Origin of the sequence: Pedobacter sp. FW305-3-2-15-E-R2A2, assembly GCF_038446955.1 — a bacterium.
In the GTDB taxonomy this organism is placed as follows: Bacteria; Bacteroidota; Bacteroidia; order Sphingobacteriales; family Sphingobacteriaceae; genus Pedobacter.
The window spans coordinates 4,448,632-4,472,661 of record NZ_CP151803.1 but is presented as its reverse complement, the minus strand read 5'-3'; the positions used below and the strand labels follow the sequence as shown (position 1 = coordinate 4,472,661).

The window sequence follows — 24,030 nt, the reverse complement described above, 5'->3', positions numbered from 1 at the left end:
ATTTAATTTTTAACATCATGAAATTGAATAAACTTTACCTGACCTGTCTATGCACTATGCTGCTGGTGTTGACTGCCTGTAATAAAGGGGATCAGGATTTTCTCTATAAAGATGAGCTATTTGGCATCAATCTGATCGGCTACAATGCAAGTACTGAAGAACTGACGGTTAAGTTGGATACGACTGACTTTCTTACTCCATTGCAGCCTAATTCCCGTTTTGAAAGTACAACTGCTTATACTTTCAGACCAAATGAAAATCGGATTAAGCTTAGGGTTGCGGAGAAGACTTCCGGAAAGCTGGTGCTGGAAAGGGAGCTAAAAAAAGAGGACTCCGGGATAAAAGTGAACTTTTTATATATAGATGGCCGGACCAGTTCAATGCCGGAAAAGCCCGCTGTTGAAGAGGGCAAGCTCAAACTAATCTATATGTTCCAGCCAACCACTACCAATTATACGGAGCCTGTTGACTTTGTGGTTGGTAAATATTATGCGGTACCTAAGGTATTCGAGGAGCTTGCCAGGGCAAAAAATGTGAGACCTTATGAGTTTTGCCCGCCTATTACCTTACCCACATTTTCTACCGCCAAACAAGAGTATAATGGGGTAATGACTACGGTGTCGTTTGTCGTCCGTATCTGTAAGGCGGGAACGGACATCCCTTATACTGATGGAACAGCATACTCCTGGAATCCGCTATCGTCCACAGCACCAAAGCCCGTGGCATCCACTCCATCTTCCAAACTTTACATTTTCTCTGAAGCTCCTTCAGGAGGTATGATGAGATTTTTTACCCGATTAGATCAATAGCTCAACAACGAAACAGATGATGATCAATATGAAAAGATTAATGCTGCTTGCCATAGTAGCAGCAGGACTTGCGTCCTGCAATAAAGAGGATATAAAGACAAAAGCGGTTAGCCTACAAATCAGAGGTTATAACATTGGAAACAGTGAACTGGAAGTGTCCCTGGATGCACTGGTCTATGATAAATTTAAGACTGCAGCAGACCAACAATTGAATTTTGGTAAAGTGTATACTTATCCCTCTAGCCAAGGGCAGGTCTTATTAAAAATTAAAGATGTGATTTCAGGAAAAGAAGTCTATCAAAATCAGCTGAGCCTGAATACTCCTGAGCTGGAACGTTTTTTTCCATTTGTGTTTATCAACGGTAGCCCCTTAGAGATCAAAGCTCCGGCGGCAGATCCTTCCACCAACAAGATGGCTTTTTATATTTATTATCCCCAGAGTAACGATGGGATAGATATTTTTATGAAGAATAAGGAAGGACAGACGGTCTATATCGCCAGGAACGTAAAACCTGCAACCTGGACCTATTCAGATTATGTGACTACTGAAGGTTTTAAAGATACCAATGAGACTTATACCTGGTACTTTGTCAAAACAGGCACTACAGATCAATGGGCCTTTAACGATAGCGAGGGGCTGAGCAAAAGTGGAACCGGCCAGCTTTATATCCCCAAAAAAGGGGAAACAGGAAGGGTGCAAACCTATTTTGTGACACCGGCTTCCAATCAGCTGGACGCAGTCAGCCTGTTCAAAATTTAAATTAACAGACGCTTTGAATCGAGCCCCGGATATTTATCCGGGGTTTTTCAGTTTTAAAAACAAACTAATCTAAATGTAGAGGATTCATATTTTTCTCTTATTATTGTGATAATTTCTCTTATTTTAATAATCAACTTTTGATTCATGTAAAATATTAAGTTTTTGGAGAGAGGGAGCTATTTAATCTGCCTGATCCCGGGGGAAAGAAGATTTCAGGTCTTGTGTGGGTGTTAATGGTCTGATATTTAGCTGTTTGTTGCTGAATGGCAATTGCATACTATACTTTATAATTAACCAGATAACTATTGATCAAATTGAAAAAAACAGAATTAAAAGAGCGACTGTCCCAGTATAGTATAGATATCCTCCATCCCGAAAACTTTCATGATAAACTCGCGCCCGCGGTAATGGGATATGCGGATCTTTTATTTGAGGAATTCGAGCTTAATGGTTCGGCTGGGAGAGCACATATTCAAACGCTTAATGGCAATGCAATAGGCACTTTTTGGGCCGCAAAATGTATCAGGGAAATTTTTAGAACCCAACGCTTTTCAAGGGCTCTTTATTCATCTGTATTAGGAGCAATAAGCGAAAATAGAAGGCAAATCCATGTTCTATATGCTGGATCTGGCCCATTTGCAACACTCGCATTACCGATTATGATGATGCTCAGGCCGGAAGAGGTACAATTTACATTTCTGGAGATTAATCCTGAAAGTATCGAGGTATTAGAAAAGGTGATCGACTTGTTCGATTTGCATGCTTATGTTAAAAACATTCATCAATGTGATGCTTCATTATGGGATGTTCCCTCGTCTGTAATTGATATTGTAATCAGTGAAACGATGTGTCGGGCACTGGTTGCAGAACCTCAGGTGGCGATCATGCTTAATCTTGCAAGCCAATTGCCTAAAGACGTTGTCTTTTTGCCAGAAGAAATTAAAGTATCACTTTGCAAGTTAAACAGGGGTTCCAGAGAACCGGAAAGAATTGCTGAATTAATCAATTTTAATAAAGCATCAATGTATTCCATTATCGAGAATTCCTCCATGAGAAACTGGCACTTCAATGACCAGGATATTCAAGCGAATGTATCTGAAGACGAGCAGCTCTACCTGATGACAGAGATTAAGGTTAACGATGACAATATTTTAAATTTAGATGAGAGCTCACTAAATATGTTGGAGAAAGTACAGGTCAATAAAAAGCAAGGCGTGATCAACTTGAATATTCAATACGCACTGGATAAAAGACCCGGTTTTAGGGTAATAGAAAAATAAAGAATATTGAGGGTATAATTAAGGCTTAATATTTCAAGGCAAAGCCTTGAAATTCAGATTTTTGTACTAGAAAACTTTGTTTTGGATTCTCAGGTTTTTCGGTTTGATCTGTCGTATTTTGTGTTCATTTTAACTGAACATAATGACAAGAATAGCTAGCCGTTACATTGATCCGCTTACCGATTATGGGTTCAAACACATTTTTGGTAATGAGCCCGACAAAGACATCATGATTGATTTTTTAAATGCCTTATTTGAAGGCGAAAAAATAATTGCGGATATCACTTATAGCCCTACCGAACATGCTGGTGAAGATGCGAAAGAGAAAAAAGTACTCTTTGATTTGACTTGTACAGGTGCTGATGGAGAAGTCTTCATCATAGAAATGCAGCGAACAGATCAGGAGTTTTTTAAGGACAGATGCGTTTTTTACATGTCGAGATTGATCAGCGCCCAATTGCCAAGAGGAACGTCCAATTGGGATGTACCGCTTAAGGAAGTTTACCTGATTGGTATTATGGAGTTCCAGTTTAACAAAATCAACAGCAATTACCTGCACAACATTGCCCTGATAAACAGGGATACCGGAAAGATTTTTTACAAAGGGATGGGTTACAAGTTCTTAGAATTGCCTAATTTTGATAAAAAGGAAAGCGAACTGATAACAGATCTGGATAAATGGTTCTATCTTTTAAAGAACCTGAGTCGTTTGGATAAAATTCCTGATTTTCTGGACAAAAGGATATTTCAAAAAATATTTAAAATTGCAGAAATGAGTAAAATGACCAAAGAAGAACGTGAATTGTACCACTCGGATGTGAAAGCAAAATCTGATTGGAATGCCGGTATTCGTTACGCGGAGAAAAAGGCAGCTGAACAGGCGAGATTAGAGGGGAAGTTAGAAGGGAAGTTAGAAGGAAAGTTAGAGGGGAAATTAGAAATCGCTATAAATCTCAAAAAAGAAGGTGTGTCAGTTGAATTAATTGCTAAAAGCACCGGCCTTTCCATCGAAGAAGTAGAACAGCTATAATTCATATCCCAAAAAATATTTAGAACTGCGGAAATGATAAAAATGACCGAAGAAGAACGTGAATTGTACCACTCGGATGTGAAAGCAAAATCTGATTGGAATGCCGGTATTCGTTACGCGGAGAAAAAGGCAGCTGAACAAGCGAGATTAGAAGGGAAGTTAGAAGGAAAGTTAGAGGGGAAATTAGAAATCGCTATAAATCTCAAAAAAGAAGGTGTGTCAGTTGAGTTAATTGCTAAAAGCACCGGCCTTTCCATCGAAGAAGTAGAACAGCTATAATTTATATGTTTAAAGAAATAATTGGTATTTCTGATTTATTCATGGTAGAGGTTCCTGAAATAATAAAGGATTTACGAACCCAGGAAAGACCTTTGTTATGCACGAGTAATTCAGATATATCAGATGGTGTTGCTACTTTTTTTACATTTGATTAAAAAGAAAGGGAAATTCTCGGTAATTTCTATGATTTCAAATAGCCCGGCCTCGCCAAACTCGTCCTGGATTGATGCACGGTCATAGAAAAACAGGTTAACGCCATCAAATATTTCATAACGATCCTTACTAAGAAACTTGCCTTTTCCATAGGTATGAGCTTCTTTCGAAATGGCGGTGAAAACCATGTAACCATTTTCTGATAGCTGTGAATAGCAGTCACGGATTAGTTTATTCCTTTCGTTACTGTCTAATAAATGAATTAAAGCATAGCAAAAAATTCCATCGTACCGGGATTGATCAAAAGGCATATCAGTGACTGAACCATGATATATCGTCATCTCGTTGCCGTAATGTTTTTCCGCCATTTCAATAGCAGTTTTTGAGATCTCAATACCCGTTACCGTAATTCCGTTGTCTTTAAAGATTTGCGCATTCCGTCCGTATCCAATTCCAGGAATAAGTATATTTTTTATTGATTTTTCGACAAAAAAGTCTTTTGTCAATATTGCAGAATTTGAGGGCTCAAAGCCCCACATTTCCTGCTTTTCTATAAAGCTGGATTCCCAAAACTCAGTTTTGCCGCTATCATTTGTCATGCTTTATATCTACTTATTTTGTTCCTAATTTAGTGAATCACCATAGCATTATCTTTATCTGCCTGCACCTGAACTTTGATATTTCCTCTGCCTATCAACAAGATCAATAACGCGACGATCGTAGTTCCTGTCATGATTGCGACCATCGGCACAGCCGATTTAAGGTCAAACATACTTACGCCAAAGGAAGCCAAGGCGCCCAATCCCATCTGTACAGCGCCCATCAATGCAGAGGCACTTCCGGCATTTCTGCTGAAAGGGGCAAGGGATAAAGCCGAAGTATTCGGATTGGTAAAGCCCAGGCAGCATAGGAATAAAAAGAGCAAAACAATGGTTTCTATTAATCCAAACCAATGGTTGATGCTGCCAAGCAGGAAAAACAATACAATGATCAGCTGACAACTTAATGCAGCCAGGATCAGTTGTTCACTTTTATATTTTCTAAGCATCAGGGTGTTGACCTGACTGGAGCCGATCAATCCTACAGATAGCAAGGCGAAGATCCAGCCATATCCTTCTTCGGAAACCTTAAAAATATCGATGAAGACCAAAGGTGAACCCGAAATATAGGCAAAGAGCCCTGAAAAGGCGAATGCTCCGGTGAAGGCATAGGTGTAAAATTGAGGTTCTTTAACTACAGAAAGGAAGTTTTTAATAATGGGGATGGGCTTTAAAGAAAGGCTGGTATCCGGCTGAAAACTGTCGGGAAGCCAAAGCCAGCTGGCAATGAGGTTCAACAGACCCAGGGCCATCAGGATAATAAATACCGTATGCCATCCCAGGGCAACGGTCACGTATCCGCCAATCGTAGGTGCCACCATTGGGGAAACACTAACCACAAGCATGAGTAAAGCAAAGACCTTTGCATTTTCTTTGACAGGAAATAAATCTCTCACCATCGCAATAGAGGCTACTGCTGCGGCACAACTTCCTATCGCCTGCATAAAACGAAGGGCGATCAGGGCATCAAGACTGGTCGCAAATACACATCCTGCGGAAGCAAGGATATAGACACTTAGTCCGATATACAAAGGCTTTTTTCGTCCGAAACGATCCAATAATGGTCCATACAGGAGTTGTCCGGCCGAGATCCCGATAAAAAAACTGGAAAGGGATAAGGAGACCCGAAGGACCGTCGTATTTAAGTCTTTCGCAATCGCGGGAAATCCGGGCAGGTACATGTCTATGGAAAAAGGACCAAGGGCCGTGAGTGATCCTAGCAGAAGAATCAGGAGGAAGTATTTCTGTTTTGTCATTTGAGGAAGCAAATATAGGGATTGTACTTTCCGGAAGTGCGGATTCTGGTCTCAAAGTAAAAAGATAACATCAAATCAACATTCTTCTAATTATATAACTTTTACGCAGTATTATGTAAGTTGGGCGGGGGCAAAAGGTATTATTTTTGTAGTTTGAATTGTTATTTTTAATTGAAGAGAACCTGGGAATATGACGTTATATGTTAAAAATATGGTTTGCGATCGTTGTGTAATGATCGTTCGCCAGCAATTGGAGCACCTCCATTTTGAAGTAAAAGACATTACGCTGGGAAAGGTGGAAGTTTCTCCTGAACCTGATGCACACCAGCTTCAGGATATTGCCTCCTCTTTTCAGATCCTTGGTTTTGAGCTGATCGATAAAGAAAAAGATCAGCTGGTTGAGCAGATTAAAAATAAGGTGATTGAACTTGTTCACTATTCCGACCTTAATGAGATCAACGAAAGCCTGATGCACCTGATTGCCGACCGCCTGGACAAAGATTATGCTTATCTAAGCCGTCTGTTTTCGGATGTGGAAGGAATTACCATTGAAAAATACATCATTCAACAGAAAATTGAAAAGGTTAAAGAACTTCTGGAATATGGAGAACTGAACCTGAACGAGATTTCGTACAAGATGGGATACAGCAGTAGCGCACATTTATCGGCTCAATTTAAATCCCTGACCGGCATGACGCCCAGTAAATATAAAAACACAGGCTCAAACCGCAGAAACCCACTGGATAAGCTGAAATAATCATTGCAAAAGAGAAGAAATGCCAGACTGTGTTTATTCTCAGCTTGGTAAATTTAATTTCCAACTACAGTCCAAAATTTGTAACATTATAGTCCTAAATAAATCAGACTGGAAAATATCCCCTTTAAGATGCCTTTTTATAAACACTATTCCTTTGATCTTTGGTTAACTTTAATCAAGTCAGATCCAGCCTTTAAAATTGAAAGAACGAAATACTTTCATGCGAATTTTAATGCCACAAAAAAAACGATAGAAGAAGTTGCTTTGGTCTTTAGGCAGGTAGACCTGATGGTGAATGCCATCAACGAAAAAACCGGAAAGAATATCGATGCGGATGAAATGTACCTCATGGTGATCAGCATCATTAATGACTACTCTACCGCTTTCCAGGACATCGATGTTGAAGGATTATATTTAGAAATGGAAGCATTATTATTAAAACATATGCCCCTGTTATATTGTTCAGAATGTATTGACGTATTGAGTCGGTTAAGGGAATCTGATTTAAGTACGGTAAGTATTTTAAGCAATACCGGATTCATTAAGGGAAAAACATTAAGAAAAGTATTAAAACATTTGAACTTGGATAGCCTGTTAGATTTTCAGTTGTATTCGGATGAATTCCGTCTGTCCAAACCGAACCGCGAATTTTTTCAGCTGATGCTGGATACTATTGATCAGAAAAAACACCCACAAATAGAACTGAAACAAATCATCCATATTGGAGATAATCCAATTGCGGATGTCAGAGGGGCTGAAGCCATTGGCATCAACAGCTTACTCATCAATTCAAATCATCTGTCCATTTCACACTTACTTTCATGATACCATACACCTATTCTTTACATAAAATCCACAACACGGATCATTTTGGATTTGAAGCCGACGATTACAGCCGGTTTAAGTTCGGTGATGAGCAGGTGGCCAGGTCATTTGGTAAAGACCTTGCGGATGGATTTATCCGGTATTACCTGACCGAAAATTTTATTACGGGACAGATTGTGGTCATTTCCAGCCCTTATTGCTTTATTCCAACGGCAACTTTTGCGATGAAAAATTATTTCGTTTCGCAGTTGAACAGGTGGTTGGTAGAACATGGAGGACTGGTTGTTCAGGAAGCAAAAGTCCACCGGACGATCACTTATAAAGAAGATTACGGAGCACTGAGTGCAGAAGACCGCATGACCCTGATCGGAAATGACTCTTTTCATATTGATAAAGATTTTCTGGAGGGTAAAACGCTGCTTTTTCTGGACGACATAAAGATTACCGGCAGTCATGAACGCATGATCCTGAAAATGGTGAAGGAATATGGCTTGAAGAACGACATTCATATGCTGTATTTTGCAGAGCTGATGAACAAAGAAATCCATCCTAATGTAGAGAATCATTTGAATTATCATCAGGTGAAATCTATTTTTGACCTGGAAGAAATTATTCAGGGAGGAAATTTCTGTATAAATACGCGGATTGTTAAATATATCCTAAATTGCGATTTTAATAGTTTTTCTATCTTTTTGGAGCGTCAGAGTACAGATTTTATCAATAATCTATACGACCTGTCGTTAGGCAACAGCTACCATACGATAGAATCCTATTCAGAAAATTTGAATTACTTAAAGAACTACATACATAATAACAATTATAAATTGATTTAATATGGCGATTAACTTGCAAAAAGGGCAAAGAGAAAACATTAATGCCCCTAAATTTTCAATCGGTCTGGGCTGGGATACCAATAGCTCTTCTACAGGCACCGCATTCGATTTAGATGCTTCTATTTTTATATTAGATGATCAGAAAAAATTAGTGTCAGATCAGCACCTGGTATTTTACAATAACCTGAAATCACCTGACGGAGCAGTAGAGCATTCCGGCGATAACCTAACGGGAGATGGTGATGGTGATGATGAGCAAATCAAAATTGACCTGACCAATATAGATCCAAAAGTTGCGGAAATTTGTATTGTGGTAACGATTCATGATGCAGAAGCCAGAAGACAGAATTTTGGACAGGTTAGAAACTCTTTTGTTCGTATTTTTGATGCTTCAAGCAATGAAGTGATCTTAAAGTATGAGCTGGAAGAGGATTTCTCCATCGAAACGGCTGTTGAATTCGGAAGAATCTATAAACGTGAAGACAAATGGAAATTCGAAGCGGTAGGAATGGGAATGAAAGGTGGTTTACAAGATTATTTAAACAAATATCAATAGGAAATTATGGCAATCAATCTGCAAAAAGGACAACGTATCAGTCTTGAAAAAAGTAACGGAAGTAAACTTCAAAATATTTGTGTAGGAATTAACTGGGGTGCCATTGAGAAAAAAGGCATGTTTGGTTTTGGTAAAAATAAAGAAGCAGTGGATTTAGATGCGAGCTGTGCTTTATACAACGACAGCAAGCAACTGCTGGACGTGGTTTATTTTGCCAGTTTAAAATCTAAAGACGGTGCGGTAAAACACAGTGGTGATGATTTAACTGGCGATATGGGCGGTGATGACGGTCTGGACAATGAGGTAATCACTTTAGATTTCTCTCAGCTTAACCCTGCGGTTAACTATGTGGCTTTCGTCTTGAACAGCTTCAGAGGTCATGATTTTGGAACAATTCCTTTTGCTTCAATCCGCATTTATGAAGGAACCCCTAAGCGTGTAAATGAAGTGTTTGCCACTTACGACATTGCAAACGGTGCTAACTTTGCAGGCCATGTTTCTATGGTGATGGGTGTCTTCTATAAGAGAAACGGAGAATGGAAATTCAATGCGATCGGAGAACCTACAAAAGATAAAAAATTAGAAGAAACGGTAAATACCGTAACACAAAGCTATTTATAGGCTCTAAAGGTTGATGATCATTTTATTAAATTATGGAAACAAACCCAAGTAATACCCAAAACCTTACGCCTGTAAAACTGGATAAGGACGGAAATGTTGATTTAACCACGATTACCCCTGAAGAGAGCAGAAAATACAATGAACTGAACAAGTCATTGGAGCCTTCGGATGTGAACTCTATCCTGAATTATGGGGTGGAGGCACAGAACTCTATGGAGAAATACAGTAATGATTTTTTATCGTCTGTAAGAACCTATAACAGTGGTGAAGTTGGTGGATTAATCAACGAATTGCTGACGGAACTGAATTATATCGATGTTTCTGAATTGGAACAAGGTGGTTTTAAATCTTTCATTTCAAAAATACCATTTCTGAAAAACCTGGTGGTGGACGTTAAAAAACTCTTCCAGAAGTATGATGTCGTGGTGAATAACATTGACAAGATCACTAATAAGATCAAGGCAGGCCGTTTGAACTCTATCAAAGACAACAGCTCACTTCAGACGATGTTTGACAGCAATGTCTCGTATATTCATCAAATGGAAGAACTGATCATCTCAGGACAGCTGAAATACAACGAATTGAGTGTAAAGCTGGCGGAGATGGAAGGCAGACCTGCAGATTATCAGGATTATGAAATTGCGGATTTAAGAGATTTCCTTAGCCGGCTGGACAAGAGACTGGCAGACATGAAAATTGTTCGCTTTATCATGCTGCAGTCGCTGGCTCAGATCAGGGTGGTACAGAACAACAATACTTCTATTGCTGAAAAAGCACAGTCGATTGTGTCTACTACGATCCCGGTATGGAAAAACCAATTGACAATTGCTGTGGCACTGCAAAGGCAAAAAGCCAATGTGGAAATGCAGAAAAAAATATCAGATACCACGAATACCATTTTACAGAAAAATGCGGAAATGCTGAAACAAAACAGCATTGATGTGGCTAAGGAAAATGAGAAAACCGTAGTGTCTCTTGAAACCTTGAAAATGACGACCAATTCGTTGATCGAAACATTGAATGAGGTGAAGAAAATTCATGAAGAAGGTAACCAAAGCAGAAGGGTGCTGGATGGGGAATTGAAAACCCTGGAAGCAGAACTGAAGAAAAACGTTACCCGCGTTAATTAAAATTAATCAATGGATGAACGCCGTGTTTATATTTTAAAGGAATCCCGCACAGAGATCAGCCGTTTACAGCTGCTCTCTGTGTTCTTTGAGGAGGAATCCGTGTATAAAATATATCTGCGCAGTCAGGTGATCCATCAGCTGTTTGAAAACAATGAAGATCTGGATATCGATAAACTGGAGCTGTTTCATGTTCAGTTTACCTCCAGTGTCATTGAGCTGCTCAGAAAAATTAAGAAAAACAATGAAAAGAATGTAAGTCTGCTTTACGATGAAATTCATCTGAATGAGGAATTGATGGAGCGGATGAACAATACCGTGTTTACGGATAAGAATTTTAAACTGGATAAACAGAAACAAACCCTGAAGATCAATTTATCTTTAAGAAAGTTGTTCCAGGTTTTATCCGAACTGAGTACCGAATTTCCCTTTTCAAAAAACATCAATTCCTTTAGCTCCAGGTATGCCAAAGATTTCTTCTACCACATCAGTCCGGAACAGCTCAGTCAGCTGATCGATTTCGATCCCAAAGACATGTATATAGATGTGAATGCAAGCATTCAAAAGAAACTAATGGGGTTGTTGTGTAAGTATGATTTTAAAACGGAGTTTTTCTATGGGTTAAAGTCGGGACAGCTGATTATTGAGGTGTATAAATTTTTAGATATAGACCGCCATTTTCTTTTCTTTCCCAGCAGGAACCTGTTTCTGTTCTGCGATTTAAATGTGCTGAAGGACGTAGACTGGACAACGAATCTCTCAGAAAAGGAAAAGATCATTCAGGAGCTTTCCTATAAGAACGATAAGCTGGAAAGCAGTGCTGCGGCGCTAAAATCCTATATTCCTAAAGAAATTATTGACCTTTTGGAGGAAAACTACCTGAAAATATCAGACATCAATTTCCTTGACCATCTGAATAACTTCGATGTGCAGGCAAATATTTTAAAAGCAATGCTTAAAACCGATCTTTTTTAGCATTTTTAAAGCAAATACAAGTAAATTAAAACTATAAAGTAAAAAATGGATAATAATTTGATTAATCACCCCGGTGTACTCATCGGGTTCGCAGTGCTGATCCTCGTGATGTTGCTGTTGGATTTGGGCGTTTTTAATAAGAAGGTGCATGCGGTATCAAGCAAAGAGGCGGCAATCTGGTCTATTGTATGGATCACATTGTCCATGGCTTTCAGTGGTGTAATTTATGCGACCTCCGGATTTGAAAAATTCACCCAGTTTCAATCAGCTTACTGGATTGAAAAAGCTTTATCAGTTGATAACCTCTTTGTGTTTATCCTGGTTTTTGGATTCTTTAAAGTGCCCAAGGAGTTGCACCATAAAGTGCTTTTCTGGGGGATTATCGGTGCCTTGCTGTTCCGTGCGATTTTCATCTTTGCGGGTGTAGGATTGATTAACCTGACTTACCTTCCCGAAATGATGGTATTGGGGCATCTGGTGAAGATTAACGTCATCTTGTCCGTTTTTGGGGTGTTCCTGATCTATGCAGGTATCAAATCATGGGTTGCAAGTGATGACGATGATGAGGAAAAAGACTTTAGCCAAAGTGCAGGTGCACGTTTGGTTTATAAGTTCTTTAAAGTTAGTAAAGAGTTTGACGGCGCTAAATTCTTTACCGTGGAGAATGGTATTAAGGTCGCTACGCCATTATTGGTTGTGGTGGCGGTAATTGAGTTCACGGATTTAATTTTTGCGGTAGATTCCATCCCGGCGATTTTCGCGATTGCGCCGGATGATCCGCTGATTTTATATACTTCTAATATTTTTGCCATTTTGGGTTTAAGGGCTTTATATTTCCTTTTGGCCAATTTCATCCACATGTTCAGCTTACTGAAATACGGATTGGCAATTATCCTGGCATTTATTGGAGTGAAAATGGTGATCGCACCGGTTTATCACATCTCTTCTCCACTATCTTTATCTATAGTAGGAGGGGTGCTGATTCTATCGGTGATCGCTTCATTGATTTTCGCTCCTAAAGAGAAAGAAGCCATCAATGAACCAAAGTAATTTTGGCGGTTTGATGCGGAAAAGGCCTGAACAGTGTAATGCTGTTCAGGCTTTTTTGTGGAGGTTATCTGTTTTAGTACCTGATACTTTGAGATTGAATAGGTGCTTTCTGCTTCTTTGTAATCTTGCTTTTTAAGTTTAGTTTTAGCAAAATTATTTTCCATGCGACATTCCGTTATACTTGGTCTTACTGACGAAAACAAATCCTTATTGACAATAGACCGGAATGCTGCGGTCCTTCTTACTTTGATCGCAGGTAGGGAAAAGCTGGAGATCATGCTGCAAGGCTATCATTTCAGAGAAAAGGTAAGAAAGCTAACTTTCGAAGAAGGGAGTCTGGAGGAACTGGGAACGAATGAATACCGTATTCAGGCAAATTATGTGGTAGAAGAATATAGTGTGTGTAGTGCCATCGATCAGGTGGATGCAGAAAAGATGCGCTTGTCTGTTTATTTATATCCTGAGAGTGCCAGTATGGAAGTCAGGGGGATTGATCTGCCGGAGCGGGAGCCTGATTCTTTGTAACAGGATAATCTTCCTCAGCTTTCTCATGAATTAAGCTCATCTGTTTCTGGGGTATCCGGGAGTTCAGGGCATAAAAAAAGCCAGCAATTTCTTGCCGGCCTTTCATTATTAATTGATTAAACTAGAACAAACTAAATTCAACTCTACGGTTTTTCTGACGACCAGCAGCAGTTTTGTTAGTTGCGATTGGTTGGTTAGGTCCGTAACCTGTAGCTTCGATACGTGAAGCATTTGCACCTTGTGATACTAAATAAGCTTTGATTGATTCCGCTCTTTCTTTCGATAAACGTAAGTTTAAAGCCATTGAACCAGTGTTATCTGTGTGACCAGCTAATTTTAAGCTGAAGTTTTTCTCTACCAATAGCGCAGCAACACGGTTTAATGTAGGGTAAGATTTAGCACGGATAGTCGCTTTTCCTAAATCAAATTCTAAATCTCTGATCGCTTCGTTCACTACTTTTTTGTCAGCTTCGGTAACGATGATTTTTTCTCTGATGATCGCTGGAGCTGCTTTTAATGTACATCCTGCACCGTCAACAATAGTTCCTGAAGGTGTACCTGGACATTTATCAAATTTGTTAGCTACACCATCACCGTCGTCATCTCCCATTTCCTGTGCATATTTAGCTTCCATTGCTTCTTTATCTCTTTTAGCATTTTGTTCTGCTGTAGATAAAGCTCTTCTTAGGTCAGCACTTTCTTCTGCACTTTGGTTACGTAAGTTAGCCAATGAGCTGTAATTTTGTAGCTGTGGTTTTTCTTTGCTACCCAAAGCAAATTCTAAACCTGCGTGTCCGTAAGAGAATTTATCGAATTTACCAGTGTTAAGACCGTCAAATTTGCCAGTTTTAACAAAGTTTACATCGTAACCGAAGTCTAAGTTAATTCCTTTAGCGATACCTAGTTTGAAACCAGCACCTACCGGGATGAAATATCCTTCTCTGTAAGATTGTTTGTCAACTACGCTTCCTGTAGTTACATCAGCGCCTGATGACATGTAACCAGCACCAGCTTTTACATAGGGAATCAAAACTGCATTCTCTCTGTTGATGCTAATGTTAGCCAGGTTATAAACAGCAGTTAAAGCTGCTGACCACTCTAATTTTGTTTCAAAACTTGAATTTGCAGTGTAAAGCGGATTGTTGTTGGCATCATAACCACTTAAACCTCTTAATCCTTTTACTTTACCCGCTAAGAAATCAGCTTGTAAACCTAAAGCAGGTAAAATTTGTTTTTTGATATAACCACCGTAACCCAAAGATTCCTGAGCTGCCTGGAAATCACGTCCGTTACCATTAAAGATGGTGTTAGAACTCAACACACCTGCATGGCCACCGATTGACCAGGTACGGAATTCTTTTTTTCCAAAACGACCTGTAGTTTCAGGCGTTGTATCTTGAGCGAATAATTGCGATGATACTCCCAATAGGGCAACTACCATTGCGGCTTTTGTAATGTTAGATTTCATTTTCTTTTCAATTAGATAGATGAGCATTCAGCTGTTCCGCTGAACTGCTAACCTCCTTGTAATAATCTTGCCAAAGGTCTTTTTGATTGAAAATAAATTAGAATAAGCTAATAATCAGCTGGTTAATGTATGGTACGGAATATTTAGGAAATATATCTTTTTTGATAAATAGTCTATTTTTCTGTATAGTATTTGCTACAATTGTAACTTTTTAGAAAGAAATTAAATGGCAGAAGAACCCTTTCGACCTTACAGTTCAAAGATTTCTCCCTTTTCCGGAATGCTCACCTGATAACCGATTTCGCCAAGGGCTTCTGACAGGCTTTGTGTGCTCTTGTCTTCACCATGAACGAGAAATACACGTTTTAATTGCGTGATGTCCTGATGTTTTATCATATTGACCAGATCATTGTGATCCCCATGACCACTTAAAAGATCGGTTTGCTGGATGGTTGCATACACCATTAAATCACGGTTTCTAAGTCTGACGATAGGATCCCCGCGCAATAGACGATGTCCTAATGTCCCCTTTGCACAGTAACCTATAAATAAGATCGTGCAGTAATAGTTTTGTATGTTATAATAAAGGTGGTCCTGTATTCTGCCGCCTTCCAGCATCCCTGCAGAAGAAATAATGATACAAGGCTCATGATAATTTGAAATAGATAAACTCTCTCTTTTATCATGTACGTAGGAGAGTTCTTCGAATTCAAATTGATCTCCTTTTTGTCTGTAAAATTCTTTAGCATCATCATTCACCAGTTCATGGTGCCTGCGGTAGATGTCTGTTGCAAATTCTGCGAGCGGACTATCTACGAAAATTTTAACAGGGGGCAGTAAACCCTTACTGAAAATCTGATTCAAAGCGTAAACCAGGGATTGAGTTCTGCCAATACTAAAAGCAGGAATGATCAGTCGGCCTGGAAATTTGATACAGGATTCATTAATGGTATTTATTAGTTTTTGCTCTAAGCTGAGTTCTGTGCTGTGGAGCTTGCCACCATAGGTGGATTCTGAAACCAGGTAATCTACCTGAGGAATGGGTTCTGGATTTACCAATACCGGATAATTGTTTCTACCGAGATCTCCTGTAAAGGCAATTTTCTTTTCCTTGCCCTGATCCTGTACGGTCAGGACCACTGCTGCTGCACCTAACAAGTGCCCAACAGGGATGAAAGTTAGAGAAACGTTGCCGTTTAAACGAAAATCTCTATGGAAGCCAATGGTCACAAATCGTTCTACGGTATCCATGACATGCTTTTGAAGATATAATGGTTGCGGACCAGAACCGGAGCCTCTTCCGCGACGCCCTTTAGGTTTAGATTTGCTTTGTTTGCTGAGGAAAATATTTACAGAATCCAATAACAGCAATTCCGTTAAGTCTGCCGTAGGAGGGGTACAAAGGATTTGTCCTTCGAAGCCCATTCTGATCAAGGTAGGTAGATTACCGGAATGATCAATGTGTGCATGGGTCAAGATGACGACATCTATACTGCCGGGATCAAAAGGAAAATACTGATTTTCTTCCTGATAGGTATCTTTCTCATAATCCAGACCACAGTCGACCAGTATATTATAATCTTCTAACTGCAGCAAATGCATACTCCCTGTTACCTGTCTCGCTGCTCCCCAAATGGTCAATTTCATATGTATCGTCTTCCTTCTTGGAGCCAAGTTATCATTTTTTATAATTTATCCGTATCCATCCAAGTTGAAAAATTACCGATAAGATATTGATAGTGGAAGTTTGGGGCAATATGTTGGGTAGAAACACGCTTCCATTGCAGCAGTTCATCAACAAAGCCAGGAATGGGGAGGCCGGAAACTTCAGCCGCTTTAGTATAAAAGTCCTGTCTGCTGGGATGATCCGTGGAGCATACATTATATATAGCTCCGAATGCTGCACTTTTGATCAGCGATACGGTAAAATTGATGCAATCTGTAAGGTGTACGAGATTTACAGGCGCCTGTCCGTTGGGTACAGCCTGTTTTCCGGCAAAGAATCTTCCGGGATTTCTGCCGGGCCCGATCAGACCTCCAAAACGAAGAACGGTTGTGGTAAACGTACTTTGAGCGATCAATAGCTTTTCCGCTTCCAGCATGGCCATGCCTGATGCAGTGTCTGGTTCAGGAGTACTTGATTCTGTGATTTCGAGGTTATGGTCTCCATATACTGCGGTGGAACTGATAAATATCACCTGTTTAACCTGTTGTTTTTGCGCTGCGCCGGCAATGCCTGCTATCTTTTTATAGAAGGTCTGTTGTGTGCCACTGCTTCGCTTTGGTGGAACGCTGATGAGCAATACATCTGTCTGGAAGAAATCGGGATCGTAATGTTCCCCATCTTCCTGAAAGTCGACGAGGTAAGGTTGAATTCCCGCATTGGAAAGTATGGGCAATTTTTCTGCAGTGGTACTGGAACCTTTCACCAGATATCCTAAGGAGACCAGTTTTTTCGCAAGTTCCAGGCCATACCAGCCGCAACCGAGAACGCTGATGGTTTGTGTTACTGAGGGATCAGTATTGGGCATTTTTATCGTATTTATGAAGGTAGAAGGAAATAAAAAAAGGGGTAATGCCTGGACATACCCCTCTTTTATGAAATGAATTAAGACTAAAGAACTGTTACGTTTGACGCTTCAGGACCTTTTTTTCCTTCATTCAATTCGAATTCTACGCTGTCTCCTTCATTCAACTCTCTGAATGAATCTCCTGCAATCGCAGAAAAATGTACGAAAATATCTTTTCCTCCATCTTCTGGAGTTATAAATCCAAATCCTTTTGCAGAATTAAACCATTTAACTTTTCCTGTTGTACGCATATTATTATATATATATTTCGATGTGAAAATAATGAATAGAATATTAATATCAAAATCTTAAAATAGGGGGGATTGTAAATTAAATTTCTGGTGTTTAATGTTGTTAAAACCTATTTAAACGAAGATTGTTAAGGTATAAAGAAGGAACTGCCTTAGGAAATATAAAACTGATAAAATGAATAAAGAGACGAATCCTGAAGAAACAACACCGATTGCAAATGATGACAGACCTAAAAAGAGGACTTATGAAGAGCCGGATAACCTGGGACTGGATGCTGACCAGTCTTCAGAAACCTTCTCTTTTTATAGTCATTTGAATACGGATAATGACCGTATTTCGGGGAATCCAGACGGGGAAGACGATGATCGGGACACCAATGAGCGCCCTGGTTATTCTCCATTGATGGATAAATAAGGAGTTTGGCATCATTTTTACAGTATACCATGTATAATATAAATACTATAGTTATGAAAAAGATATTTTCAGTAGCGGCATTGGCGATAATTTTATCTGCATGTTCAAACAATGCCAAGCAGGAGGCGATGATCAAGCAACAAGCGATTGTTGCCGTAAAAGACAGTCTGAGATTGGATAGTTTTAAAAGAGCAGATGCCCGGGAGAAAGAAAGATTGGCCATAGTTAAAGAAGAAAAAGCAAAACAAGAAAAAAGAACGCTTTTGCTTGCCGAACGAAATGAAGCCGCTGACAGAAGCAACAGAAATACAGCTGTTAATGAGGCTCCCGCTCCTGCAAAGAAAAAAGGCTGGAGTCAGGCAGCTAAAGGTGCTGTTATCGGTGCTGGAGCAGGCGCTTTGGGAGGTATTCTTATCGACAAAAAAGACGGTAGAGGTGCGATCATAGGTGGAGTTGTTGGTGCAGGTACGGGATATGTGATTGGTAGGGCACAGGACAGAAAATCAGGACGGGTGCAGCCTAAGAATTAATTATACACGTAGCTTTTAAAAAAGCCAGGCAAAAAATCTCCATGTTGGGATTTTTTGCCTGGCTTTTTTTATGGGATTTAAATTTATCCTCTTTTTTAAGCTTTGAATTGATTTTTTGGGGTTGCTAATGAAGAAATTGGTACGAGTCCCGTATTTTAAAATTGTAGAAAATTGCCCACAATGGGGCGGGTTTTGGGAAAATAAACCACTTGAAATAAAAAGCAATTGAGAAAATTTAAAATTAATAAAATGGAAGAAAACCCTATTGGAATGCTTGTTGGGGTAGTTTCATAGCCAAATGTGGCCTGTTCTTTTTGACTAATGGTGTATTGGCTTGGTTTTTTCCTTTATCAATTCGTAACCACGACCTAAAATGAAAATTCAATACACCTTATTACTTTTTATTCTTGTGTTTTTAAGCAGCTGTAAAAAGGATACTTCGCTGGACAACCTGTCCAATGTGATTCTTAAACGGGAAGGGCTTTTAAGAGTGGAATGTAATGATTGTGAGATAAATTATCAGGTTTATAGTAAAGCGTATAATGTAGAGATTGATAAGGGAAGTAATGACATTGCTTTTTTCTATTCAGGTGATTTTGACCTGAAGACTGAAGTGGTCTCAAAGAAGAATCAAAAGATCCGGTTAATGGTCATAGATGCTTTCGGCAGGATCATCTCTAATGAATTGAACACATGGTCTGAGGGCGAAGTTCGTAAGCAGACATTTATGATTAACATCAAATAAATCAATACCAATCGTTATTTAAGAGAAATTCTTTGTTTATAATTTAATAATGGACAAAGCTTAATTAGAGGTTTAACTAGAAAAAAATTATTATGTTTACAGATAGAATCGTTAGCAGCACAATGACCACCGAGGATCCTGAAACAGCGAATTCTCACTATTTGGACAAACTTTTATCCTGGAGTTCAGGAAAAAAATATAGTAAAGAATACATGGAAAGTAAACCGGATCATAAAAAAAGTATACTGATCGTCGATGATGAGCTAAGCATTCTTAAATTGTTGAGTTTCATTCTCGCTTCAGATTATGATCTGATCATTAAGAAGAGTGGAATCGAAGCCATCGCATGGCTGGAGGAGGGGAATGATCCGGATCTTATCATCTCCGATTTGATGATGCCTTATTTTGATGGCAGTACCCTGATCAGAAATCTTAAATTAAGTGGCTTTTACAGAAATACTCCCGTGATTTTATTGTCCGGTGCAGAAGATCTTGCAGATAAAGTAAAGCAAATGCCTTTTAAAATAGATAGCTACCTCGAGAAACCTTTTAACCCCGCAGTTTTAAAATCTCAAATTGCTCAACTCATAGCATAATGACAACGTCTATAATTAACCGCCCTCAAATAAACGCCAAAATTGTACATTTTGGAAAACTCCTTAAAGGAGTCATAGCGGAGGAGTTTGATGCCAATGTGGACCATATGGATGACCCACAGGACTTTAAGCGTTATCTTGATCAACAGTCTTTATTGACTTTACCTGATATCATCTTAATTGAGGTCGATGACAATAAAAATTGTTTTGACCAGATTAAAGAAATAAAAAAGAACCCTTTATTACAGGGGCTTATTATTGTGCTCTTAGGCATTAAAGAAGACCGAAACTGGAGAAAAAAGGCTTTGGATTTAAAAGTTAACGATTATTATACTTATCCATTTCCTCTGGAAGACTTCTGTGAAAGACTTAATTTTTTAGTTAAATTTAAGTTGATCAAACCTAAATTGATGGAATTGGCACAACAGGTAGAAGTTGAATACCAGATCCCATGGGCAAAACGTGCATTTGACCTGATTGCTTCAGGAATGGCGCTATTATTTTTATTCCCGGTTTTTATTGTAGTCGCCATATTTATTAAACTCGAATCTAAAGGAGCTGTAATTTATAAAAGTAAAAGGGTGGGCGCAGGTTATAAGATCTTCGATTTTTACAAGTTTCGCTCAATGAGAAGTGATGCTGATAAAATGGTAGAAGCGATGGCCGACCTCAATCAATACGCCAGTGAGTCTGATAACAAGAATGGTAAAGCAGCTTTTGTGAAGTTTAAGGATGATCCCCGCATCACCAAGCTGGGTTCCTTTTTAAGGAAAACAAGTATTGATGAATTGCCACAACTGATCAATGTTTTCATTGGCGATATGTCGTTGGTAGGGAACAGGCCATTGCCATTATATGAAGCGGAACAACTGACCACCAATGAATGGTCTACGCGGTTTCTGGGCCCTGCCGGATTAACCGGTTTATGGCAAATCAGTAAACGTGGGAAGAAAGACATGTCTGAAACAGAACGTAAAGAACTGGATAATTACTATGCGGATAATTATTCGATTCTGCTTGATTTAAAGATCATATTGAAAACCATACCTGCCTTGATTCAAAAGGAAGAGGTGTAACCACATTTTATTCCCAATACTGTTATTAAACTAAACATACAATAAACGCTTAAACAAAATTCCATTAAACATATTGAATCATGAAAAACCTTTTTAAAATAGCATTAATAGCCTTAATATTTATAAATTTCAGTACGTATGCTCAGGAGTCCATCATCGGAGAGATTAAATATGCTGACTTAGAGAAATATATCGCTCTTGCAAAACAAAATTATCCAAGAAGAAAGGCCATGAATGAAACTGTGGTAAAAGCGAAGGCTGAGCTGCCTATTACTGCACTTTCTTACCTTGATATATTTAACGGTTCTTACTTCTACAGACCTCAGCAAAAAACAGTTCTTGATCCGATAAACCCTTATAATGTAAATGGATTTCAATTTGGAATTAACGTTAACCTGGGTTCTTTTCTTCAAAAACCTTTCGCTGCAAAAAAAGCTAAATCTGATTATAAAATTGCTCAGTATCAGGCCGAAGAATATGAACTGGGACTTGCTGTTGAGGTAAAGAAAAGATATTATGTTTATATTCAACAAATAAGTCAATTGAAAATTTATACCCAAAGTGTTCAGGACAATAAGAATGTTGCTGATAACCAGTTGTATAAATTTGAAAAAGGAGAGATTACATTAGATACCTATAATCAATCAAGAATAAATCTTACTAATGCCAACACTTCAAAAATTCAGGCTGAGGTAAATTTATTAGGTGCGAAGGATGCATTAGAGGAAATCATAGGGGTGAAACTTTCTGAAGTAAAATAGATAATTATTTTTAAAACCTTATAATGGATATTAAAGCATTTTTAAAACTTCTGAACAAATATAAATGGCTGCTGGTACTGGTACCGGTAGCTGCAGCTGTCATCACTTTTTTTCTAGTAAAGAATCTTCCAAAAGAATACAGTTCAGAAGCTCAGATTGCAACAGGGTTGGTAGACCAATCTAAACAGGTGGTCGCTGCAGGGAATCAGAATGCTGATTTCTTCAAAATAAACCAGCAGTTTTCCAATATTATTGAAAGAATGAAAATGAGAAAAATCATGAGCATTCTTTCTTATAATTTAATTCTGCATGACCTTGAAAACCCAAAAGATTCTTTTACTCCATATAGTAAAAAAGTAGACTCTCTCAATGATAACCAACGTCAGGAGGTGATCCAGCTTTTTAAAGAAAAATTACAGACCAAGCGGGTAATTACCGTAGCTGATAACAAAGGAAAGTATAAGCTTTACGATATCCTGGGTTCTATGGGCTATAATAAGGAGGATCTCGAAAAGAAACTCAGCATCTACAGACCGGATAACAGTGACTTTATCAATGTGTATTATATTTCACAAAACCCTAAGCTTTCTGCATTCCTGGTGAATACGCTATCTATAGAATTCATCAATAACTATGGCGTAGATGTAAATACCAATCAGAATAATTCAATAGAATTATTAGACTCTCTTTTGAAAAAGAAGGAAGCAGGGATGAATCAAAAGAACGCAGCCCTGAAAGAATTTAAGATGAAGAATGGGGTACTGAATCTGGATAAGCAATCCGAAATTGTGTATACACAGATTTCTCAGAATGAAGAACGTAAAGCTCAGGCCATTCGTGAGATTCAATCTAATCAGAATGCCATTATCGATATTGATGCCAAACTCAGAGGCCGTGATAACTTTTCAGGAGGAAACTCCACGGTAGATAATAAAGAGATCGTAAATCTGAAGAATCAGCTGAAAATTGCCAATGACGCTTATATCGATGGAAATTTTAAGGTCAGTGAAAAGAAAAAGATGGATTCTTTATCCAGGATCATTGATCGGTTAAGTAGCAGAATATCTGATGATAATGTAACTAACCCACAAGCTTCAAGACAAGGACTGGTTCAACAGAAACTTGCTTTGGAGACAGCAGTGAGTCAGGCGAAGGGGAGCATCAGGTCAATTGACAATGAATTGTCGATGTTAAAAGCAAAATACAATACGATGGTTCCGTTTGATGCCGGGATTCAGAATTTTGAGCGCGATGCGGAACTGGCGACAAAAGACTATATGGCATCCCTGGATTCCTATAACCAGACCAGAACCGAGCAAAATATTGCCCTGAAACTTCAGTTGGCTCAAATCGGACTGGAAGGTGCTGCTTTGCCTTCAAAAGGGATTATGTATGTTGCACTTTCGGGAATTTCAAGTTTTTTTGTTTGTTTTGCCGGGATAGTAGTATTGTTCCTTTTGGACAATAACATTCGTGATGCAAGACAATTGGAAGCGGCTACTAAATCGCGCGTATTAGGGAGTTTGAATTACATGAACAATACAGACCTAAGCATGCGGAATATCTGGAGTGATAATAAGAACAATCCGGAATATACAGCTTACCGGGATTTGTTGAGGTCGCTAAGGTTTGAAATTTCAAATGCTTTTGAAAAAGACGATACTAAAATTCTAGGGGTAACCAGTTTGACTGACAAAGAAGGGAAATCTTTTATATCGAGTAGCTTGGCTTACGCATTTGCGATGATTGGCAAGAAAGTTTTATTGGTTGGCGGAGAAACAGAAGTGGTAAAATCAAACTCCAAAGAACTTGCTTTACGACAGGATTTTGAAACGTTTTTAGTAAAGCGACAGATTCAGACTGAAGATTTGATTACGGTATTGAATAAGAACGATAATAACTCTTCGCTGCTTGAAATGCAGAATGCGAAAAACCTAAAAGCTGGTTTCGAGGTGTTAAGGGAAGAATTTGATGTCATTATCATCGATGTAAATAGCTTACGTGATGTCAATATTGCCAAAGAATGGCTGCTGTTTACCGAAAATAATATTGCCGTGTTTGAATCTGGTAAACCGATCGCAGATCAGGACAAAGAGTTGGTGGATTATATTCAAGAACGACCTGGTTTTATCGGTTGGGTTCTTAATAAGATCGTATTGCATAAAATAAAGTAGTCATATTTA

The 24,030-nt window shown here is 38.8% G+C and carries 27 protein-coding genes; 21 read left to right on the top strand and 6 right to left on the bottom strand.

Annotated elements, in window-relative coordinates:
* Positions 1–17: 17 nt before the first annotated feature.
* The 5 genes from AAFF35_RS17995 to AAFF35_RS17975 all read left to right on the top strand — a co-directional run bounded on the left by AAFF35_RS17995 (position 18) and on the right by AAFF35_RS17975 (position 4,158).
* Positions 18–809 carry a hypothetical protein gene (locus AAFF35_RS17995; RefSeq protein ID WP_342327912.1) on the top strand — a complete coding sequence of 264 codons (792 nt, stop codon included), beginning with the start codon at positions 18–20 and terminating at the stop codon, positions 807–809.
* 28 nt (positions 810–837) lie between these two features.
* Entirely contained in the window at positions 838–1,569 is a 732-nt protein-coding gene (locus AAFF35_RS17990) for a hypothetical protein (RefSeq protein ID WP_342327911.1), read from the top strand.
* Between the two features lie 314 nt (positions 1,570–1,883).
* Positions 1,884–2,849 (top strand): hypothetical protein, encoded by a 966-nt coding sequence (locus AAFF35_RS17985; RefSeq protein WP_342327910.1) that lies wholly within the window; start codon positions 1,884–1,886, stop codon positions 2,847–2,849.
* 142 nt (positions 2,850–2,991) lie between these two features.
* A complete protein-coding gene (locus tag AAFF35_RS17980) occupies positions 2,992–3,879 on the top strand; it encodes an Rpn family recombination-promoting nuclease/putative transposase (RefSeq protein ID WP_342327908.1) in 888 nt (295 codons plus the stop codon).
* A gap of 42 nt (positions 3,880–3,921) precedes the next feature.
* Positions 3,922–4,158, top strand: coding sequence for a hypothetical protein (locus AAFF35_RS17975; protein ID WP_342327907.1), 237 nt, complete (start codon positions 3,922–3,924; stop codon positions 4,156–4,158).
* Positions 4,159–4,277: 119 nt separating this feature from the next.
* On the opposite strand, the gene AAFF35_RS17970 is transcribed toward AAFF35_RS17975, so the two are convergent.
* Together AAFF35_RS17970 and AAFF35_RS17965 are read right to left on the bottom strand one after the other, a co-directional pair.
* Positions 4,278–4,910 (bottom strand): class I SAM-dependent methyltransferase, encoded by a 633-nt coding sequence (locus AAFF35_RS17970; RefSeq protein ID WP_342327906.1) that lies wholly within the window; start codon positions 4,908–4,910, stop codon positions 4,278–4,280.
* 29 nt (positions 4,911–4,939) lie between these two features.
* Positions 4,940–6,166: a multidrug effflux MFS transporter gene (locus tag AAFF35_RS17965; protein WP_342327905.1), complete on the bottom strand. Its 1,227-nt coding sequence runs from the start codon at positions 6,164–6,166 to the stop codon at positions 4,940–4,942.
* A gap of 190 nt (positions 6,167–6,356) precedes the next feature.
* On the opposite strand from AAFF35_RS17965, the gene AAFF35_RS17960 reads away from it, so the two are divergent.
* From AAFF35_RS17960 to AAFF35_RS17920, 9 genes are all read left to right on the top strand, one after another.
* Complete coding sequence (locus AAFF35_RS17960) at positions 6,357–6,923, top strand: AraC family transcriptional regulator (RefSeq protein WP_342327904.1); 567 nt, start codon at positions 6,357–6,359, stop codon at positions 6,921–6,923.
* A gap of 129 nt (positions 6,924–7,052) precedes the next feature.
* On the top strand, positions 7,053–7,748 hold the full coding sequence (locus tag AAFF35_RS17955) for an HAD family hydrolase (RefSeq protein ID WP_342327903.1): 696 nt from the start codon (positions 7,053–7,055) through the stop codon (positions 7,746–7,748).
* Positions 7,745–8,581, top strand: coding sequence for a phosphoribosyltransferase family protein (locus AAFF35_RS17950; RefSeq protein WP_342327902.1), 837 nt, complete (start codon positions 7,745–7,747; stop codon positions 8,579–8,581). The genes AAFF35_RS17955 and AAFF35_RS17950 overlap by 4 nt, the downstream gene beginning before the upstream one ends.
* A gap of 1 nt (position 8,582) precedes the next feature.
* Positions 8,583–9,137, top strand: a complete 555-nt coding sequence (locus AAFF35_RS17945; RefSeq protein WP_074604599.1) for a TerD family protein — start codon at positions 8,583–8,585, stop codon at positions 9,135–9,137.
* A gap of 6 nt (positions 9,138–9,143) precedes the next feature.
* Positions 9,144–9,758 carry a TerD family protein gene (locus AAFF35_RS17940; protein ID WP_342327901.1) on the top strand — a complete coding sequence of 205 codons (615 nt, stop codon included), beginning with the start codon at positions 9,144–9,146 and terminating at the stop codon, positions 9,756–9,758.
* Between the two features lie 32 nt (positions 9,759–9,790).
* Positions 9,791–10,888, top strand: coding sequence for a toxic anion resistance protein (locus tag AAFF35_RS17935; protein ID WP_342327900.1), 1,098 nt, complete (start codon positions 9,791–9,793; stop codon positions 10,886–10,888).
* Between the two features lie 9 nt (positions 10,889–10,897).
* Positions 10,898–11,860, top strand: a complete 963-nt coding sequence (locus tag AAFF35_RS17930; RefSeq protein WP_342327899.1) for a hypothetical protein — start codon at positions 10,898–10,900, stop codon at positions 11,858–11,860.
* A gap of 45 nt (positions 11,861–11,905) precedes the next feature.
* Positions 11,906–12,910 carry a TerC/Alx family metal homeostasis membrane protein gene (locus AAFF35_RS17925; protein ID WP_342327898.1) on the top strand — a complete coding sequence of 335 codons (1,005 nt, stop codon included), beginning with the start codon at positions 11,906–11,908 and terminating at the stop codon, positions 12,908–12,910.
* A gap of 162 nt (positions 12,911–13,072) precedes the next feature.
* Positions 13,073–13,435 carry a hypothetical protein gene (locus tag AAFF35_RS17920; protein WP_342327897.1) on the top strand — a complete coding sequence of 121 codons (363 nt, stop codon included), beginning with the start codon at positions 13,073–13,075 and terminating at the stop codon, positions 13,433–13,435.
* 121 nt (positions 13,436–13,556) lie between these two features.
* Here AAFF35_RS17920 and AAFF35_RS17915 read toward each other — a convergent pair whose 3' ends face one another.
* From AAFF35_RS17915 to AAFF35_RS17900, 4 genes are all read right to left on the bottom strand, one after another.
* The gene (locus tag AAFF35_RS17915; RefSeq protein WP_342327896.1) at positions 13,557–14,903 is read right to left on the bottom strand and encodes an OmpA family protein; all 1,347 of its coding nucleotides are present in this window, start codon (positions 14,901–14,903) and stop codon (positions 13,557–13,559) included.
* 249 nt (positions 14,904–15,152) lie between these two features.
* Positions 15,153–16,550 carry an MBL fold metallo-hydrolase gene (locus AAFF35_RS17910; RefSeq protein WP_342327895.1) on the bottom strand — a complete coding sequence of 466 codons (1,398 nt, stop codon included), beginning with the start codon at positions 16,548–16,550 and terminating at the stop codon, positions 15,153–15,155.
* Between the two features lie 38 nt (positions 16,551–16,588).
* Positions 16,589–17,434 (bottom strand): SDR family oxidoreductase, encoded by an 846-nt coding sequence (locus AAFF35_RS17905; protein ID WP_342327894.1) that lies wholly within the window; start codon positions 17,432–17,434, stop codon positions 16,589–16,591.
* An 83-nt stretch (positions 17,435–17,517) separates the two neighbouring features.
* The gene (locus AAFF35_RS17900) at positions 17,518–17,724 is read right to left on the bottom strand and encodes a cold-shock protein (protein WP_062548063.1); all 207 of its coding nucleotides are present in this window, start codon (positions 17,722–17,724) and stop codon (positions 17,518–17,520) included.
* A 175-nt stretch (positions 17,725–17,899) separates the two neighbouring features.
* On the opposite strand from AAFF35_RS17900, the gene AAFF35_RS17895 reads away from it, so the two are divergent.
* The 7 genes from AAFF35_RS17895 to AAFF35_RS17865 all read left to right on the top strand — a co-directional run bounded on the left by AAFF35_RS17895 (position 17,900) and on the right by AAFF35_RS17865 (position 24,021).
* A complete protein-coding gene (locus AAFF35_RS17895) occupies positions 17,900–18,139 on the top strand; it encodes a hypothetical protein (RefSeq protein ID WP_342327893.1) in 240 nt (79 codons plus the stop codon).
* Positions 18,140–18,192: 53 nt separating this feature from the next.
* Positions 18,193–18,669 carry a YMGG-like glycine zipper-containing protein gene (locus AAFF35_RS17890; RefSeq protein WP_342327892.1) on the top strand — a complete coding sequence of 159 codons (477 nt, stop codon included), beginning with the start codon at positions 18,193–18,195 and terminating at the stop codon, positions 18,667–18,669.
* Positions 18,670–19,042: 373 nt separating this feature from the next.
* Positions 19,043–19,414, top strand: a complete 372-nt coding sequence (locus tag AAFF35_RS17885; protein WP_342327891.1) for a hypothetical protein — start codon at positions 19,043–19,045, stop codon at positions 19,412–19,414.
* Positions 19,415–19,506: 92 nt separating this feature from the next.
* Complete coding sequence (locus AAFF35_RS17880) at positions 19,507–20,010, top strand: response regulator (protein WP_342327890.1); 504 nt, start codon at positions 19,507–19,509, stop codon at positions 20,008–20,010.
* Positions 20,010–21,086 (top strand): sugar transferase, encoded by a 1,077-nt coding sequence (locus tag AAFF35_RS17875; RefSeq protein ID WP_342327889.1) that lies wholly within the window; start codon positions 20,010–20,012, stop codon positions 21,084–21,086. The genes AAFF35_RS17880 and AAFF35_RS17875 overlap by 1 nt, the downstream gene beginning before the upstream one ends.
* 80 nt (positions 21,087–21,166) lie before the next feature.
* Positions 21,167–21,847, top strand: coding sequence for a TolC family protein (locus tag AAFF35_RS17870; protein WP_342327888.1), 681 nt, complete (start codon positions 21,167–21,169; stop codon positions 21,845–21,847).
* Positions 21,848–21,870: 23 nt separating this feature from the next.
* On the top strand, positions 21,871–24,021 hold the full coding sequence (locus AAFF35_RS17865; protein WP_342327887.1) for a Wzz/FepE/Etk N-terminal domain-containing protein: 2,151 nt from the start codon (positions 21,871–21,873) through the stop codon (positions 24,019–24,021).
* Positions 24,022–24,030 lie beyond the last annotated feature (9 nt).

Bases quoted from the DNA above. Each gene is read 5' to 3' on its own strand.
- AAFF35_RS17995 (WP_342327912.1), top strand. From the start codon at position 18: ATGAAATTGAATAAACTTTACCTGACCTGTCTATGCACTATGCTGCTG.
- AAFF35_RS17990 (WP_342327911.1), top strand. From the start codon at position 838: ATGAAAAGATTAATGCTGCTTGCCATAGTAGCAGCAGGACTTGCGTCC.
- AAFF35_RS17980 (WP_342327908.1), top strand. From the start codon at position 2,992: ATGACAAGAATAGCTAGCCGTTACATTGATCCGCTTACCGATTATGGG.
- AAFF35_RS17975 (WP_342327907.1), top strand. From the start codon at position 3,922: ATGACCGAAGAAGAACGTGAATTGTACCACTCGGATGTGAAAGCAAAA.
- AAFF35_RS17970 (WP_342327906.1), bottom strand. From the start codon at position 4,910: ATGACAAATGATAGCGGCAAAACTGAGTTTTGGGAATCCAGCTTTATA.
- AAFF35_RS17965 (WP_342327905.1), bottom strand. From the start codon at position 6,166: ATGACAAAACAGAAATACTTCCTCCTGATTCTTCTGCTAGGATCACTC.
- AAFF35_RS17960 (WP_342327904.1), top strand. From the start codon at position 6,357: ATGACGTTATATGTTAAAAATATGGTTTGCGATCGTTGTGTAATGATC.
- AAFF35_RS17955 (WP_342327903.1), top strand. From the start codon at position 7,053: ATGCCTTTTTATAAACACTATTCCTTTGATCTTTGGTTAACTTTAATC.
- AAFF35_RS17950 (WP_342327902.1), top strand. From the start codon at position 7,745: ATGATACCATACACCTATTCTTTACATAAAATCCACAACACGGATCAT.
- AAFF35_RS17945 (WP_074604599.1), top strand. From the start codon at position 8,583: ATGGCGATTAACTTGCAAAAAGGGCAAAGAGAAAACATTAATGCCCCT.
- AAFF35_RS17940 (WP_342327901.1), top strand. From the start codon at position 9,144: ATGGCAATCAATCTGCAAAAAGGACAACGTATCAGTCTTGAAAAAAGT.
- AAFF35_RS17935 (WP_342327900.1), top strand. From the start codon at position 9,791: ATGGAAACAAACCCAAGTAATACCCAAAACCTTACGCCTGTAAAACTG.
- AAFF35_RS17930 (WP_342327899.1), top strand. From the start codon at position 10,898: ATGGATGAACGCCGTGTTTATATTTTAAAGGAATCCCGCACAGAGATC.
- AAFF35_RS17925 (WP_342327898.1), top strand. From the start codon at position 11,906: ATGGATAATAATTTGATTAATCACCCCGGTGTACTCATCGGGTTCGCA.
- AAFF35_RS17920 (WP_342327897.1), top strand. From the start codon at position 13,073: ATGCGACATTCCGTTATACTTGGTCTTACTGACGAAAACAAATCCTTA.
- AAFF35_RS17915 (WP_342327896.1), bottom strand. From the start codon at position 14,903: ATGAAATCTAACATTACAAAAGCCGCAATGGTAGTTGCCCTATTGGGA.
- AAFF35_RS17910 (WP_342327895.1), bottom strand. From the start codon at position 16,550: ATGAAATTGACCATTTGGGGAGCAGCGAGACAGGTAACAGGGAGTATG.
- AAFF35_RS17905 (WP_342327894.1), bottom strand. From the start codon at position 17,434: ATGCCCAATACTGATCCCTCAGTAACACAAACCATCAGCGTTCTCGGT.
- AAFF35_RS17900 (WP_062548063.1), bottom strand. From the start codon at position 17,724: ATGCGTACAACAGGAAAAGTTAAATGGTTTAATTCTGCAAAAGGATTT.
- AAFF35_RS17895 (WP_342327893.1), top strand. From the start codon at position 17,900: ATGAATAAAGAGACGAATCCTGAAGAAACAACACCGATTGCAAATGAT.
- AAFF35_RS17890 (WP_342327892.1), top strand. From the start codon at position 18,193: ATGAAAAAGATATTTTCAGTAGCGGCATTGGCGATAATTTTATCTGCA.
- AAFF35_RS17885 (WP_342327891.1), top strand. From the start codon at position 19,043: ATGAAAATTCAATACACCTTATTACTTTTTATTCTTGTGTTTTTAAGC.
- AAFF35_RS17880 (WP_342327890.1), top strand. From the start codon at position 19,507: ATGTTTACAGATAGAATCGTTAGCAGCACAATGACCACCGAGGATCCT.
- AAFF35_RS17875 (WP_342327889.1), top strand. From the start codon at position 20,010: ATGACAACGTCTATAATTAACCGCCCTCAAATAAACGCCAAAATTGTA.
- AAFF35_RS17870 (WP_342327888.1), top strand. From the start codon at position 21,167: ATGAAAAACCTTTTTAAAATAGCATTAATAGCCTTAATATTTATAAAT.
- AAFF35_RS17865 (WP_342327887.1), top strand. From the start codon at position 21,871: ATGGATATTAAAGCATTTTTAAAACTTCTGAACAAATATAAATGGCTG.